The sequence below is a fragment of the Streptomyces sp. NPDC016469 genome, from assembly GCF_040632905.1.
In the GTDB taxonomy this organism is placed as follows: domain Bacteria; phylum Actinomycetota; class Actinomycetes; order Streptomycetales; family Streptomycetaceae; genus Streptomyces.
Window position 1 is genome coordinate 60,473 of the sequence record NZ_JBEYCQ010000001.1, and the last position, 13,411, is coordinate 73,883.

The window sequence follows — 13,411 nt, forward strand, 5'->3', positions numbered from 1 at the left end:
GAGGTTCTCGAGCGGCGAGGACCCAGCAACGGGAGGTATGCGCAGGCCCGAGGGCCGGCCCATGACTCAGTCACCCACACAGCCGCAGGCGCGTGCCCACATCAGCATCCCGGCCGCTCACCCGATGGTGATGCTCCTGGGAGCGGGCGACTCGCTGCTGCGCGTGATCGAAGCGGCGTTCCCGGCGGCCGACATCCACGTCCGGGGAAATGACATAAGCGCGACGGGCGACGCGGCGGACATCGCCCTGATCCAGCGCCTGTTCGACGAGATGGTGCTGGTGCTCCGCACCGGGCAGCCGATGACGGAGGACGCCGTGGAACGGTCGATCGCGATGCTCAAGGCCACCGACAACGGCCAGGCGGACGGCACGGAGACCCCGGCCGAGGTGCTGACGCAGAACATCCTCTCCAGCCGGGGCCGCACGATCCGCCCCAAGACGCTCAACCAGAAGCGGTACGTCGACGCGATCGACAAGCACACGATCGTCTTCGGCATCGGCCCCGCCGGTACGGGCAAGACCTACCTGGCGATGGCCAAGGCGGTCCAGGCCCTCCAGTCCAAGCAGGTCAGCCGGATCATCCTGACCCGCCCCGCCGTCGAGGCCGGCGAGCGCCTGGGCTTCCTCCCGGGCACGCTGTTCGACAAGATCGACCCGTACCTGCGCCCGCTCTACGACGCCCTGCACGACATGCTCGACCCCGACTCGATCCCGCGCCTGATGGCAGCGGGCACGATCGAGGTGGCGCCCCTGGCGTACATGCGCGGCCGCACCTTGAACGACGCCTTCATCATCCTGGACGAGGCGCAGAACACCAGCGCCGAGCAGATGAAGATGTTCCTCACCCGGCTCGGCTTCGACTCCAAGATCGTCGTCACCGGTGACATCACCCAGGTCGACCTGCCGAGCGGGACCAAGAGCGGTCTGCGCCAGGTGCAGGAGATCCTGGAGGGCATCGACGACGTGCACTTCTCCCGGCTCACCTCCCAGGATGTCGTCCGGCACAAGCTGGTCGGCCGTATTGTCGACGCGTACGAGAAGTACGACAGCAGCAAGGGCGAGCAGGACGGCGGGGGCCATCGGGGCCGCGGCCGTCACAACGGGAAGCAGTAGCAGCGCACCATGTCGATCGACGTCAACAACGAGTCCGGAACCGAGGTCGACGAGCAGGCGATCCTCGACATCGCCCGCTACGCGCTCGCGCGCATGCGGATCCACCCGCTCTCCGAACTCTCGGTGATCGTGGTGGACTCCGCGGCCATGGAGCAGCTGCACATGCAGTGGATGGACCTGCCGGGCCCGACCGATGTCATGTCCTTCCCGATGGACGAGCTGCGTCCGCCGGCCAAGGACGAAGAGGAGCCCCCGCAGGGGCTCCTCGGTGACATCGTGCTCTGCCCCGAGGTCGCCACGAAGCAGGGCGAGGAAGCCGAGACGCAGCACTCCATGGACGAGGAGCTCCAGCTCCTCACCGTCCACGGGGTGCTGCACCTGCTGGGCTACGACCACGAGGAGCCGGACGAGAAGGCCGAGATGTTCGGCCTCCAGGCGGCCATCGTGGACGGCTGGCGCGGCGAGCACGGGCTGACCGGTCCGTCCCCCGCCCCGACCGTCTCGTGAGCCTCCCCCTGATCGCCGGCGTCGTCATGCTGCTCGTCGTCGGCTGGCTGGCCGCCTGCGCGGAGGCCGGGATCGCCCGCACATCGAGCTTCCGGGCCGCCGAGGCGGTCCGCTCGGGCCGGCGCGGCAGCGCCAAGCTGGAGCAGGTCGCGGCCGACCCGACGCGCTATCTCAACGTCGCCCTGCTGGTGCGGGTCGCCTGCGAGATGGCCGCCGGAGTGCTCGTCACATACGCCTGTCTGAAGGAGTTCCCGGAGACCTGGGAGGCGCTGGCCGTCGCCATCGGCGTGATGGTCCTCGTCTCCTACGTCGCGATCGGTGTATCCCCGCGCACCATCGGCCGCCAGCACCCGCTGAACACCGCGACCGCGTCGGCGTACGTGCTGCTGCCGCTGGCCCGGATCATGGGGCCCATTCCGCAGCTGCTGATCCTCATCGGCAACGCGCTGACCCCCGGCAAGGGATTCCGCAAGGGCCCGTTCGCCAGCGAGGCCGAGCTGCGGGCCATGGTGGACCTCGCCGAGCAGGAGTCGCTGATCGAGGACGAGGAGCGCCGCATGGTGCACTCCGTCTTCGAGCTCGGTGACACGCTGGTGCGCGAGGTGATGGTCCCGCGCACCGACCTCGTCTGCATCGAGCGCTACAAGACGATCCGTCAGGCGCTCACCCTCGCGCTGCGCTCCGGATTCTCGCGGATCCCGGTCACCGGCGAGAACGAGGACGACATCGTCGGGATCGTCTACCTCAAGGACCTGGTCCGCAAGACGCACATCAACCGGGAGTCGGAGGCCGACCCGGTCTCCACGGCGATGCGCCCGGCGGCGTTCGTGCCCGACACGAAGAACGCCGGCGACCTGCTGCGCGAGATGCAGCAGGAGCGCAGCCACGTCGCCGTCGTCATCGACGAATACGGCGGCACGGCGGGCATCGTCACCATCGAGGACATCCTGGAGGAGATCGTCGGCGAGATCACCGACGAGTACGACCGCGAGCTGCCGCCCGTCCAGGAGCTGGAGAACGGCTGCTTCCGGGTGACCGCCCGGCTCGACATCGGCGACCTGGGCGAGCTGTTCGGCCTCGACGAGTACGACGACGAGGACGTGGAGACGGTCGGAGGGCTCCTCGCGAAGGCGCTGGGCCGGGTCCCGATCGCCGGTGCGTCCTCCGAGGTCGAACTGCCCGACGGGCGGCGGCTGCGGCTGACCGCGGAGTCCCCGGCGGGGCGGCGCAACAAGATCGTCACGGTGCTGGTGGAGCCGGTGGCTCCCGAGGAGGAGGAGACGCCGGAATGACCCCGCAGCAGCTGAGGGCCTTCTGCCTGGGCTTCAACGCGAGCGTCGAGGAGTTCCCGTTCGGGCCCGAGGCGTCCGTCTTCAAGGTGCTGGGCAAGATGTTCGCCCTCAGCGCGCTGGACGCCCGGCCGCTGACGGTGAACCTCAAGTGCGACCCCGACGAGGCGGTGCGGCTGCGCGAGGAGTACGAGGCGGTGGTGCCCGGCTGGCACATGAACAAGCGCCACTGGAACACCGTCACCGTCTCCGGACTGCCCGACGCGAAGCTGCGCGAGCTGATCGAGGACAGCTACGACCTGGTGGTGGCGGGGCTGCCGAAGGCGGAGCGGCTGCGGCTGGACCGTCCGTAGGCCGCGTCGCCCGGGGCTCCCGCCCGCCCCGGTCCGTGCCGGGCTTCGTATGCTCGGCACATGACTGAGACCACCGACCTCGGCGCCGAGGACCGCAAGATCGTCACCCTGGCGCGCAGCGCCCGCGCCCGCAACGGCGTCCCCGAGGGCGCGGCCGTCCGCGACGAGACCGGACGCACCTACGTGGCCGGGACCGTGGAACTGGAGTCGCTGAAGCTCAGCGCGCTGCGGACGGCCGTCGCGATGGCGGTGGCCAGCGGGGCGAAGTCCCTGGAGGCCGCCGCGATCGTCTCCGAGGCGGACGCCCCCTCCGACGAGGACCGGGCCGCCGTACGGGACCTGGGCGGGGCCGAAACGCCGGTGCTGCTCGCCGGGCCGGACGGACAGCTGCGGCTCAGCGTCACGGCCGGCTGACCCCCGCACGGGGCGGGCCCGGGGCCGTCCGGACCGGGCCCGGGAGGCCTTGGCGGGCGCCTCGGTGCCCCGCCGCCCCCGGGATCGGGGACAATGGGCGCCATGAGCGTTCGACCTAACCCTGAAGCCGCCGCGCGGCAGGCCGAGAACCCCGCCCCCCACCGGGCCGGCTTCGCCTGCTTCGTGGGCCGTCCCAACGCGGGCAAGTCCACCCTGACGAACGCTCTGGTCGGGCGGAAGGTGGCCATCACCTCCAACCGGCCGCAGACGACCCGGCACACCGTGCGCGGCATCGTGCACCGGCCGGACGCCCAGCTGATCCTGGTCGACACCCCCGGGCTGCACAAGCCGCGCACCCTGCTGGGCGAGCGGCTGAACGACATCGTGCGCACCACCTGGGCCGAGGTCGACGTGATCGGCTTCTGCCTGCCCGCCGACCAGAAGCTCGGCCCCGGCGACAAGTACATCGTCAAGGAGCTCGCGGGCATCAGGAAGACGCCCAAGATCGCGATCATCACCAAGACCGACCTGGTCGAGTCGAAGCAGCTCGCCGAACAGCTGCTGGCCGTCTCCAGGCTCGGCGAGGAGCTCGGCTTCGAGTGGGCGGAGATCATCCCGGTCTCGGCCGTCAAGGACCAGCAGGTCGACCTGCTCTCGGACCTGATCGCCCCCCTCCTGCCGGAAAGCCCGCCGCTCTACCCCGAGGGCGACCTCACCGACGAGCCGGAGATGGTGATGGTCGCGGAGCTGATCCGCGAGGCCGCGCTCGAAGGCGTACGCGACGAGCTGCCGCACTCCATCGCGGTCGTGGTCGAGGAGATGCTGCCGCGCGAGGACCGGCCGGCGGACAAGCCGCTGCTGGACATCCACGCCAACGTCTACATCGAGCGCCCCAGCCAGAAGGGCATCATCATCGGCCCGAAGGGCAAGCGGCTGAAGGACGTCGGCACCAAGTCCCGCAAGCACATCGAGGCCCTGCTCGGCACCCCCGTCTTCCTCGACCTGCACGTCAAGGTCGCCAAGGACTGGCAGCGCGACCCGAAACAGCTCCGGAAGCTCGGGTTCTGAGCGGAGGGCGCTTCAGCCGCGGCCCCGTCTCACGCGCCCTCCTTCAGAACGCGTGAGATCAAGGCGCGCTGGGCCTCGGTCAGGCGGGGGTCCGCGCAGTGCACGGTCCTGCCGTCGACCGTTATCCGGTAGCTGAAGCCGTCCGGAACGCCCTTGGGCGCGGCGGCCTGGCCGTCGGCGAGCGCCGAGTCGGCCAGGGCCTCCCACTCCCGGGCGTCGGCCCGTCCGGAGGTGTCGATCTCGCGGTGGCGCGCGATGCCGGCGAAGCCGCCGGTCCTGCTCACCTGGATCCGCATGCGGTGTCCCTCCTAATCGGTCGGAACGCCCACCTCCGACCACGCCTTGAGGACGGCTTCCACCTCGTCGCCCTCGCCGAAGCGGCTGCGCGCCGCCGCCACGGTCAGCCGGGCGAAGTCCGCGAAGTCCGCGTCCACCGCCAGTTCACCACCTGTGAGCACATCGAACCAGAGCCGGCCCGCCCGCTCCCAGGAGTTGCCGCCCAGCGCGGTGGCCAGGAGGTAGAACGCGCGGTTGGGGATGCCGGAGTTGAGGTGGACCCCGCCGTTGTCGTCGCCGGTGTGGATGTAGTCGTCCATGGACGCGGGCTGCGGGTCCTTGCCGAGCACGTCGTCGTCGTACGCCGTGCCGGGCGCCTTCATCGAGCGCAGCGCCACGCCCTGGACCCGGGGCGCGAGCAGCCCCTCGCCGATCAGCCAGTCCGCCTGGTCGGCGGTCTGGCCCAGCGAGTACTGCTTCACGAGGGAGCCGAAGACGTCCGAGACCGACTCGTTGAGCGCGCCGGACTGGCCGTAGTAGCTCAGGTTGGCCGTGTACTGCGTGAGCCCGTGGGCCAGTTCGTGGGCGATCACGTCGAGGGCGACGGTGAAGTCGAGGAAGATCTCCCCGTCCCCGTCCCCGAAGACCATCTGCTCGCCGTCCCAGAAGGCGTTGTTGTACTTCTCGTCGTAGTGGACGGACCCGATGAGCGGCAGTCCGCGGCCGTCGATGGAGCGCCGGCCGTAGGCGGTGAGCAGCAGGTCGAAGGTGGCGCCGAGGCCCGCGTACGCGCGGTTGACGCTGGCGTCCTTCGTGGGCTTCTCGCCCTCGCCGCGGACCTTGGTGCCCGGCAGGTCCGTGCCGTGGCGGCAGTCGTAGAGCGTGCGGTGGGGCTTGGCGCTGGCCTCGTCGTCCGGTTCGACCGGGGCCGTGGGCCGGGCGACGGTCGTCATCCGGCGGCGGGTGCGCCGGGCCGCGTCGGACTCCAGGGTGCGGCGCGCCGGATCGGCGAGGACGGGGTCGTCGGACTGGGAGAGCTTGTCGAGGACGTGGGGCGGGACGATGGTGCAGAAGACGGGGTGGAACCCCTGCTGTGAACGAGGCTGCATACACACGACTGTGGCAGTCCGTAAGCACAATGTCACTGGTTGCAACCGGGGTTGATGAAATGGAGTGATTGATCACTGTTGGGTGTTTAAGCCGTTCGGTACCGGCAAGCGTGGCCACCGATCCCGCATACTGATACGGCACCCACGTCTCGGGCGCCCCTCGGCTAGTCTCGACGCATCATGCGTTTCGGGCTGCTTCTTCTTAGCTGCCGCGGCGAGGGCCTGTAGTCGAGGCCGACCCCCTCCCCGCGGAGTCTGGTGTTGCAGTAACACAGTCGGCCGTCCCGGAGAAGGACACCCGAGGAGCCCTGCGCCATGACCGAAGTGAACCCCGCCCAGACCCCCGCCTCGCGGGCCGTCGGCCGCCCCACGCCGATCACCAACGCGACGGTGCTGCAGAAGCCGTCGGGGATGCCGGTCCACAAGTACGGCCGCTACGAGGCCGTCGACATCCCCGACCGCACCTGGCCCGAGAAGCGGATCACCAAGGCGCCCCGCTGGCTCTCCACCGACCTGCGCGACGGCAACCAGGCCCTGATCGACCCGATGTCGCCGGCCCGTAAGCGCGAGATGTTCGACCTGCTCGTACGCATGGGGTACAAGGAGATCGAGGTCGGCTTCCCGTCCTCCGGCGAGACCGACTTCGCCTTCGTCCGCTCCATCATCGAAGAGGGCGCGATCCCCGAGGACGTGACGATCTCCGTCCTGACGCAGGCCCGCGAGGAACTGATCGAGCGGACTGTCGAATCACTGGTCGGCGCTCGACGCGCCACCGTCCACCTGTACAACGCGACCGCCCCGACCTTCCGCCGCGTGGTCTTCCGCGGGTCCCGCGAGGAGGTCAAGCAGATCGCGGTGGACGGCACCCGGCTGGTCATGGAGTACGCCGACAAGATCCTGGGCGACGAGACGATCTTCGGCTACCAGTACAGCCCCGAGATCTTCACCGACACCGAGCTGGACTTCGCCCTGGAGGTCTGCGAGGCGGTGTGTGACGTCTGGCAGCCCGAGGAGGGCCGCGAGATCATCCTCAACCTGCCCGCCACCGTGGAGCGTTCGACGCCGTCCACGCACGCGGACCGGTTCGAGTGGATGTCGCGCAACCTGTCGCGCCGCGAGTTCGTCTGCCTGTCCGTCCACCCGCACAACGACCGCGGGACCGCCGTCGCCGCCGCTGAACTGGCCCTGATGGCCGGGGCGGACCGGATCGAGGGCTGTCTGTTCGGCCAGGGCGAGCGCACCGGCAACGTCGACCTGGTGACGCTGGGCATGAACCTGTTCTCGCAGGGCGTCGACCCGCAGATCGACTTCTCGCAGATCGACGAGGTCCGCCGCACCAGCGAGTACTGCAACCAGATGGAGGTCCACCCGCGCCACCCCTACGCGGGCGACCTGGTCTACACCGCCTTCTCCGGCTCCCACCAGGACGCCATCAAGAAGGGCTTCGACGCCCTGGAGGCCGACGCGGCCGCCCAGGGCAAGACCGTGGACGACATCGAGTGGGCGGTTCCGTACCTGCCGATCGACCCGAAGGACGTCGGCCGCTCCTACGAGGCGGTCATCCGGGTCAACTCGCAGTCCGGCAAGGGCGGCATCGCGTACGTCCTGAAGAACGACCACAAGCTGGACCTGCCCCGCCGGATGCAGATCGAGTTCTCCCGGATCATTCAGGCCAAGACCGACGCCGAGGGCGGCGAGGTCACGCCGACGCAGATCTGGAGCGTGTTCCAGGACGAGTACCTGCCCAACCCGGACAACGCCTGGGGGCGCGTGCAGATCCGCTCCGGCCAGAGCACGACCGGCTCCGACGGCCGCGACACGATCACCGTCGAGGCGACCGTGGACGGCACGGACACCGTGCTGACCGGCACCGGCAACGGCCCGATCTCCGCGTTCTTCGAAGCGCTGCAGGCCATCGGCATCGACGCCCGGCTGCTGGACTACACCGAGCACACCATGAGCGAGGGCGCGAGCGCGCAGGCCGCCTCGTACATCGAGTGCGTCATCGACGGAAAGGTGCTGTGGGGCATCGGCATCGACGCCAACACCACCCGCGCCTCGCTGAAGGCGGTCGTCTCGGCCGTCAACCGCGCCACCCGCTGACCCGGTGCCCGAAAGGGCCCGAAGTCGTACGGTCCGCGAACCCCGCCCACCCGCTTCCGGGGGGCGGGGTTCGGCCACTCTCCGGGCGGTTGTGACCGGCGGGGTGCTGACGGCACAACGGTGATGTGGTTAACATCACGTCGACACGGCAGTGTTGCCGGAGTGTTACGGAGGTGTGCGACGTGCGGTCAGCCCTGGGACAACGCGCCATGAAGCTGCGTATCTGCGGCATCCGTACGCTGTGGGACACCACCGGCGACGGGGAGTTCTTCTGCCCCGGCTGCGGCGGTGACCGCAACTACCGCCGCCTCACCGGCCGCCGCCGCTTCGCCGTGCTGGGCGTGCCCCTGCTGCGGCGCGGCACCACGGACCCGGTGGTCGAATGCGCCGCCTGCCACCAGCACTTCGACCCGGAAGCGCTCGACCACCCCACCACCACCCGGTTCTCGGCGATGCTCAGGGACGCCGTGCACACCGTGGCCCTCGGCGTCCTCGCGGCCGGCGGCAGCACCTCCCGTACGGTGCTGGAGAGCGCCGCCGAGACCGTGCGCGGCGCCGGGTTCGAGGACTGCACGCCCGAACAGCTCGCCACCGTGGTCGAGGTGCTGTCCGCCGACATCGGCCAGGGCTCCGCGTTCGACCCGGCGGCCGAGGCGTGCGGCGCGGCCCTCGCCATCGAGCTCCACGAGGCGCTGGAACCGCTCGCCCCGCACCTCGCCCCCACCGGGCGCGAATCGATTCTGCTCCAGGGCGCCCGGATCGCCCTCGCCGACGGCGCGTACAGCACCGCCGAGCGCGAGGTGCTGACCACCGTCGGCGGGGCGCTGAGGCTCCGCGCCGAGGACACCGCCCGGCTGCTCGCCGAAGCGGCGCGTACGCCCTCCTGATCCGCCCCGCCCGGTACTCCCCAGGGAGTAACGGGCCCGCCGCGCCCACCCGGGCAGTAGCCGGGAAGTCGGCCCCTGGCGCGACGAAGTTCCCCCGCACCGACGGGAGTCTGGACACGACCGGACACCCGTACGGAAGGGGGCCTCCCATGAGGACCGCGGAACAGGACAGCGGCGGACGCACACGACAGGTGAGCCGGTGGCGGCTGCTGCCCTGGGCGGTCGTCGCCCTCTGGGCCGCCGTCATGGCCGTCGCCGGGCCGTTCGCGGGCAAGCTGGCGGACGTACAGGTCGACCGGGCCGTCGACTACCTCCCGGCGAGTGCCGACTCCACCCAGGTCGCGAAGATCCAGGACGCCCTGCCCGGCGGCGAGTCCACCGACCTCGTCCTCGTCTACCACCGCGACGGCGGTCTCACCCCCGCCGACCGGGCGCTCGCGGCGCGGCAGACCGCCGAAGTGGCGAGCGGCCACACCCTCATAGCGCCCCCGCGCCCCGTGCCCTCCGAGGACGGCACCACGCTGATGTACCCGGTCTCCACGACCGAGCCCGGCCAGGACGACGAGGCCCGCACCGCGTTCGTGGACGACGTCCGCGAGACCGCGCGCGGCGGTGACGGACTGGGCGTCGAGGTCGGCGGCCCCGGGGCGCTGTACGTGGACTCCAAGAAGGTCTACGACTCGCTCGGCGGGCCGCTGCTCTACACGACCGTCGGCGTCGTCGCGGTCCTGCTGATCCTCATCTACCGCAGCCCGCTGCTGTGGCTGGTGCCGCTCGCCGTCGCGGGCGTCGCCGACGCCCTGTCCATGGCCGTCGTCCACGGGTTGCACCAGGGCTTCGACGTCACCGTCACCGGCCAGAGCTCCGCCGTGATGACCATCCTCGTCTTCGGCGCCGGCACCGACTACGCCCTGCTGCTCGTCTCCCGCTACCGCGAGGAGCTGGTCCGCGCCGAACGCCCCCGCGACGCCATGGCGGCGGCGCTGCGCGGCTGCGGACCCGCCGTCCTCGCCTCCTCCGGGACCGTCGCCGCGGGCCTGCTGTGCCTGCTGGCGGCCGACCTCACCAGCAGCCGGGGCATGGGCCCGATCGGCGCCGTCGGCGTGCTGTGCGCCCTCCTGGCCATGCTGACGCTGCTGCCGGCCGTCCTGGTCCTGCTGGGCCGCCGCGTCTTCTGGCCACTCGTCCCCGTGTACGGCTCCGAGCCGCGCCGCCGCCGTTCGCTCTTCGCGGCCGTGGGCGGCTCCGCCGGGCGCCGGCCCGTCGCGGTCCTCGTCACCGGCGGGGTGCTGCTGGGCGCGCTGTCGCTCGGGGTGTTCAACCTGCCCGGCGACCTCAAGCTGGAGGACTCCTTCACCACGAAGCCGGACTCGGTGACCGCGATGAAGACCCTCGCCGACGCCTACCCCGGCCGCTCCAGCCGTCCCGTCATCGTGACGACGCCCACCGGGAAGGCCCCCGGCGCGCTGGCGCGGGCCCGTACCACCGAGGGCGTCGCAGCCGTCGAGCGCGGCCGCAGCGGCGGCGGCTGGACCGAGCTGTCCGTCACCCCGAAGGCCGCCCCCGAGTCGGCCGGGGAGCGGGCCACCATCCTCGCCCTGCGCGAACGCCTTCCCGGCAGCCGCATCGGCGGGCCCAGCGCCCAGCAGATGGACCTGGAGAAGGCCGGCACCAGAGACCTCAGGACCGTCGTCCCGCTCGTCCTGCTTTCCGTCCTCCTCATTCTGATCGCCCTCCTGCGCAGTCTCGTCGCACCCCTTCTGCTCGTCGCCGCCGTCGTCGCGGTCTGGGGTGCGGCCCTCGGCATCGGCGGTCTGCTCTTCGGACCGGTCCTCGGGCTGGAGGGCACCGACCCCGGGGTGCCCCTGCTCACCTTCGTCTTCCTGGTGGCCCTGGGCGTCGACTACGGCATCTTCCTGATGCACCGGGTCCGCGAGGAGGCCCGGGGCGGCGCGGAGCCCACCGACGCCGCGCTCACCGCCCTGCGCACCACCGGCGGAGTCATCGCGTCGGCCGGCCTCGTGCTCGCCGCCACCTTCGCCGTGCTGACGAACATGCCGATGACGGCCCTGGTCGAGATGGGCCTCGTGATCGCCGTCGGCGTCCTCCTCGACACCTTCCTGGTGCGCACCTACCTGGTGACATCGGCGAGCGTGGCCCTCCAGCGCCGGATCTGGTGGCCGGGCGCGCTGAGCCGCCCCGCCCCCGCAGGAACGCCCCGCCAACCCGAACTCGTCAGTACCCCCTGACAGGCGCTGACAGCGCCCCGCCCCGTACCGGAGGATGGCGACGTGCCCCCAGCCACCGCCCCGGCCGCCCCCGCGGCCACGAGCCGCCGCGACCGCGTCCTGGCCGTCGTCAACCGCGACCCGATGCTGGCGCCGCACCGGACCCGCAACGACGCCCTGACCGCCGCGGGCGCGGCGGCGCTCGCCACGGCCCTCGCCCTGACCGCAGGGGGCGCCGACAGGATGGGCGCGGCCGGCTGGGCCCTGCTCCTGGGCAGCGCCGTACCGCTCGCCTGGCGCCGGCGCGCCCCGGTGTGGATCCTGTGCGCCATGGTGCCGCTGCTGGCGCTCTACCACGGCACCCAGGACCTCCACTCGGCGCCGATGCCGCAGACCTGGATCATCCTCTACACCGTGGCCGTCACCGGCCGCCCGCTGCGCACCCTGCTCGTCGGCATCGGCGTCACCTCCGTGATGGTGACGGTCGTGCTCGCCCTCAGCGCCCATGACGCCCTCGAACTGCTGCGTATCTCCGGCTGGATCGTCGCGGTGCTGCTCTGCGGGGTCGACGTGCGCATCTACCGCCAGTACGTCGCCTCGGTACTGGAGCGCGCCGAACGCGCCGAACGGACCCGGGAGGAGGAGGCGGCCCGCCGGGTCGCGGAGGAGCGGCTGCGGATCGCCCGCGATCTGCACGACCTCCTCGCGCACAGCATCACCGTCATCGGGGTGCGGACCTCGGTCGCCTCGCACATCCTGACCGTCGACCCGGAACGGCTCGACCGGCGGGCCGTCGCCGCCGCGCTGGACGACATCGCCGACACCTGCCGGGAGGCCAGGGCGGAGCTCCGGACCACCCTTCAGGTGCTGCGCGGGACCGGGCAGGAGGGCGGGAGAGCGGAGGCCGAGGGCCCGCTGCCCGACCTGGCCGCCCTGCCCGGCCTCGTACGGGCCGCCGAGGCGGCCGGGGCGCGGGTCGAACTCGACACCGGCGTCCCGGACGGCCGCCTCGCCCCCGCCATCGGGGCGGCCGCCTACCGGATCGTCCAGGAGTCCCTGACGAACGCGGTACGCCACGCGGGCGCCGGAGTCCGCGTGCGCGTCGTCGTCGCCCGGGCGAGCGGGGCGCTGCGGGTCACGGTCACCGACGACGGCACCGGTCCGGTGGAGGACGGCACCGCGCCCGGGTTCGGGATCGTCGGAATGCGGGAACGAGCCCGCTCCACGGGCGGCACCCTCACGGCGGGCCCCCGCCCCGGCGGCGGCTTCGAGGTGGCGGCCCTGCTGCCTCTCCCGCCGGGGTCCCCGGGAAACCAGCCGGACGAGCCCGGCGTGTACGCGCGTGAACACCGATCGGCACGGGAAGCGGAGACCACACCATGATCCGGGTACTGCTCGCGGACGACCAGACGCTCGTCCGGGCGGCCTTCGCGATGCTCGTCGGCTCCGACCCGGAGATGGAGGTGGTCGGCGAGGCCGCCACCGGCCTGGAAGCGGTCGCGCTCGCCCGCTCGGCCCGTGCCGACCTCGTCGTCATGGACATCCGGATGCCGGAGCTCGACGGCATCGAGGCCACGCGCCGCATCGCCGCCGACGAGGACCTGGCCGGGGTGAAGGTGCTGGTCCTCACCACCTACGACACCGACGACCACATCGTCGAGGCGCTGCGCGCCGGCGCCTCCGGCTTCCTGGTCAAGGACACCCGGCCCGCCGACCTGCTGGCCGCGATCAGGACCGTCGCGGCCGGTGAGTCCCTGCTCTCGCCCGGCCCGACCGCCCGCCTCATCGCCCGGGTGCTCAGCGCCCCGAGCGCCCCCGCCGGGCCCGGTCCCGAGGGCCTGGGCATGCTCTCCGAGCGGGAGCGCCAGGTCCTGGCCCTGGTCGCGCGCGGCCTCAACAACACCGGGATCGCCGAGAGCCTGGGCCTCAGCCCGCTCACCGCCAAGACCCACGTCAGCCGGATCATGGGCAAGCTGGGCGTCCGCGACCGGGCCCAGCTGGTCATCGCCGCCTACGAGTCGGGGCTCGTGGTGCCCGCCGGGGGAGGCTGAGGGACCCGGCTC

The 13,411-nt window shown here is 71.7% G+C and carries 13 protein-coding genes; 11 read left to right on the top strand and 2 right to left on the bottom strand.

What is annotated here, in order from left to right; translation table 11 throughout:
- The first annotated feature begins 61 nt into the window (after nucleotides 1-61).
- The 6 genes from ABZ565_RS00265 to era all read left to right on the top strand — a co-directional run bounded on the left by ABZ565_RS00265 (nucleotide 62) and on the right by era (nucleotide 4,745).
- Entirely contained in the window at nucleotides 62-1,114 is a 1,053-nt protein-coding gene (locus ABZ565_RS00265) for a PhoH family protein (protein ID WP_361018384.1), read from the top strand.
- A 9-nt stretch (nucleotides 1,115-1,123) separates the two neighbouring features.
- Nucleotides 1,124-1,621 carry an rRNA maturation RNase YbeY gene (gene ybeY / locus ABZ565_RS00270; RefSeq protein ID WP_361018387.1) on the top strand — a complete coding sequence of 166 codons (498 nt, stop codon included), beginning with the start codon at nucleotides 1,124-1,126 and terminating at the stop codon, nucleotides 1,619-1,621.
- Nucleotides 1,618-2,913 carry a hemolysin family protein gene (locus tag ABZ565_RS00275; protein WP_361018390.1) on the top strand — a complete coding sequence of 432 codons (1,296 nt, stop codon included), beginning with the start codon at nucleotides 1,618-1,620 and terminating at the stop codon, nucleotides 2,911-2,913. The genes ybeY and ABZ565_RS00275 overlap by 4 nt, the downstream gene beginning before the upstream one ends.
- On the top strand, nucleotides 2,910-3,263 hold the full coding sequence (locus tag ABZ565_RS00280) for an MmcQ/YjbR family DNA-binding protein (protein ID WP_093708896.1): 354 nt from the start codon (nucleotides 2,910-2,912) through the stop codon (nucleotides 3,261-3,263). Before ABZ565_RS00275 ends, ABZ565_RS00280 begins: the two co-directional genes overlap by 4 nt.
- Nucleotides 3,264-3,323: 60 nt before the next feature.
- Nucleotides 3,324-3,677, top strand: a complete 354-nt coding sequence (locus ABZ565_RS00285) for a cytidine deaminase (protein ID WP_361018392.1) — start codon at nucleotides 3,324-3,326, stop codon at nucleotides 3,675-3,677.
- Between the two features lie 93 nt (nucleotides 3,678-3,770).
- A complete protein-coding gene (era, locus tag ABZ565_RS00290; RefSeq protein ID WP_328900110.1) occupies nucleotides 3,771-4,745 on the top strand; it encodes a GTPase Era in 975 nt (324 codons plus the stop codon).
- Between the two features lie 29 nt (nucleotides 4,746-4,774).
- Here the strand turns inward: era and ABZ565_RS00295 are convergent, their stop codons facing one another.
- Together ABZ565_RS00295 and ABZ565_RS00300 are read right to left on the bottom strand one after the other, a co-directional pair.
- The gene (locus tag ABZ565_RS00295; protein ID WP_361018395.1) at nucleotides 4,775-5,041 is read right to left on the bottom strand and encodes a protealysin inhibitor emfourin; all 267 of its coding nucleotides are present in this window, start codon (nucleotides 5,039-5,041) and stop codon (nucleotides 4,775-4,777) included.
- A 12-nt stretch (nucleotides 5,042-5,053) separates the two neighbouring features.
- Nucleotides 5,054-6,130, bottom strand: a complete 1,077-nt coding sequence (locus ABZ565_RS00300; RefSeq protein ID WP_361018397.1) for a M4 family metallopeptidase — start codon at nucleotides 6,128-6,130, stop codon at nucleotides 5,054-5,056.
- A 315-nt stretch (nucleotides 6,131-6,445) separates the two neighbouring features.
- On the opposite strand from ABZ565_RS00300, the gene leuA reads away from it, so the two are divergent.
- The 5 genes from leuA to ABZ565_RS00325 all read left to right on the top strand — a co-directional run bounded on the left by leuA (nucleotide 6,446) and on the right by ABZ565_RS00325 (nucleotide 13,399).
- On the top strand, nucleotides 6,446-8,233 hold the full coding sequence (gene leuA, locus ABZ565_RS00305) for a 2-isopropylmalate synthase (RefSeq protein WP_361018399.1): 1,788 nt from the start codon (nucleotides 6,446-6,448) through the stop codon (nucleotides 8,231-8,233).
- Nucleotides 8,234-8,442: 209 nt separating this feature from the next.
- Nucleotides 8,443-9,120 carry a TerB family tellurite resistance protein gene (locus ABZ565_RS00310; RefSeq protein ID WP_361018401.1) on the top strand — a complete coding sequence of 226 codons (678 nt, stop codon included), beginning with the start codon at nucleotides 8,443-8,445 and terminating at the stop codon, nucleotides 9,118-9,120.
- A gap of 149 nt (nucleotides 9,121-9,269) precedes the next feature.
- Nucleotides 9,270-11,369, top strand: a complete 2,100-nt coding sequence (locus ABZ565_RS00315) for an MMPL family transporter (protein WP_361018404.1) — start codon at nucleotides 9,270-9,272, stop codon at nucleotides 11,367-11,369.
- Between the two features lie 42 nt (nucleotides 11,370-11,411).
- Complete coding sequence (locus tag ABZ565_RS00320; RefSeq protein ID WP_361018407.1) at nucleotides 11,412-12,731, top strand: histidine kinase; 1,320 nt, start codon at nucleotides 11,412-11,414, stop codon at nucleotides 12,729-12,731.
- Complete coding sequence (locus ABZ565_RS00325; protein ID WP_361018410.1) at nucleotides 12,728-13,399, top strand: response regulator transcription factor; 672 nt, start codon at nucleotides 12,728-12,730, stop codon at nucleotides 13,397-13,399. The genes ABZ565_RS00320 and ABZ565_RS00325 overlap by 4 nt, the downstream gene beginning before the upstream one ends.
- Nucleotides 13,400-13,411: the final 12 nt, after the last annotated feature.

What these genes read in the sequence shown, in the direction of transcription:
- ABZ565_RS00295 (WP_361018395.1), bottom strand. Translation starts at nt 5,041, where the DNA reads ATGCGGATCCAGGTGAGCAGGACCGGCGGCTTCGCCGGCATCGCGCGC.
- ABZ565_RS00325 (WP_361018410.1), top strand. Translation starts at nt 12,728, where the DNA reads ATGATCCGGGTACTGCTCGCGGACGACCAGACGCTCGTCCGGGCGGCC.
- ABZ565_RS00310 (WP_361018401.1), top strand. Translation starts at nt 8,443, where the DNA reads ATGAAGCTGCGTATCTGCGGCATCCGTACGCTGTGGGACACCACCGGC.
- ybeY (WP_361018387.1), top strand. Translation starts at nt 1,124, where the DNA reads ATGTCGATCGACGTCAACAACGAGTCCGGAACCGAGGTCGACGAGCAG.
- ABZ565_RS00300 (WP_361018397.1), bottom strand. Translation starts at nt 6,130, where the DNA reads ATGCAGCCTCGTTCACAGCAGGGGTTCCACCCCGTCTTCTGCACCATC.
- leuA (WP_361018399.1), top strand. Translation starts at nt 6,446, where the DNA reads ATGACCGAAGTGAACCCCGCCCAGACCCCCGCCTCGCGGGCCGTCGGC.
- ABZ565_RS00315 (WP_361018404.1), top strand. Translation starts at nt 9,270, where the DNA reads ATGAGGACCGCGGAACAGGACAGCGGCGGACGCACACGACAGGTGAGC.
- ABZ565_RS00265 (WP_361018384.1), top strand. Translation starts at nt 62, where the DNA reads ATGACTCAGTCACCCACACAGCCGCAGGCGCGTGCCCACATCAGCATC.
- ABZ565_RS00285 (WP_361018392.1), top strand. Translation starts at nt 3,324, where the DNA reads ATGACTGAGACCACCGACCTCGGCGCCGAGGACCGCAAGATCGTCACC.
- ABZ565_RS00280 (WP_093708896.1), top strand. Translation starts at nt 2,910, where the DNA reads ATGACCCCGCAGCAGCTGAGGGCCTTCTGCCTGGGCTTCAACGCGAGC.
- era (WP_328900110.1), top strand. Translation starts at nt 3,771, where the DNA reads ATGGGCGCCATGAGCGTTCGACCTAACCCTGAAGCCGCCGCGCGGCAG.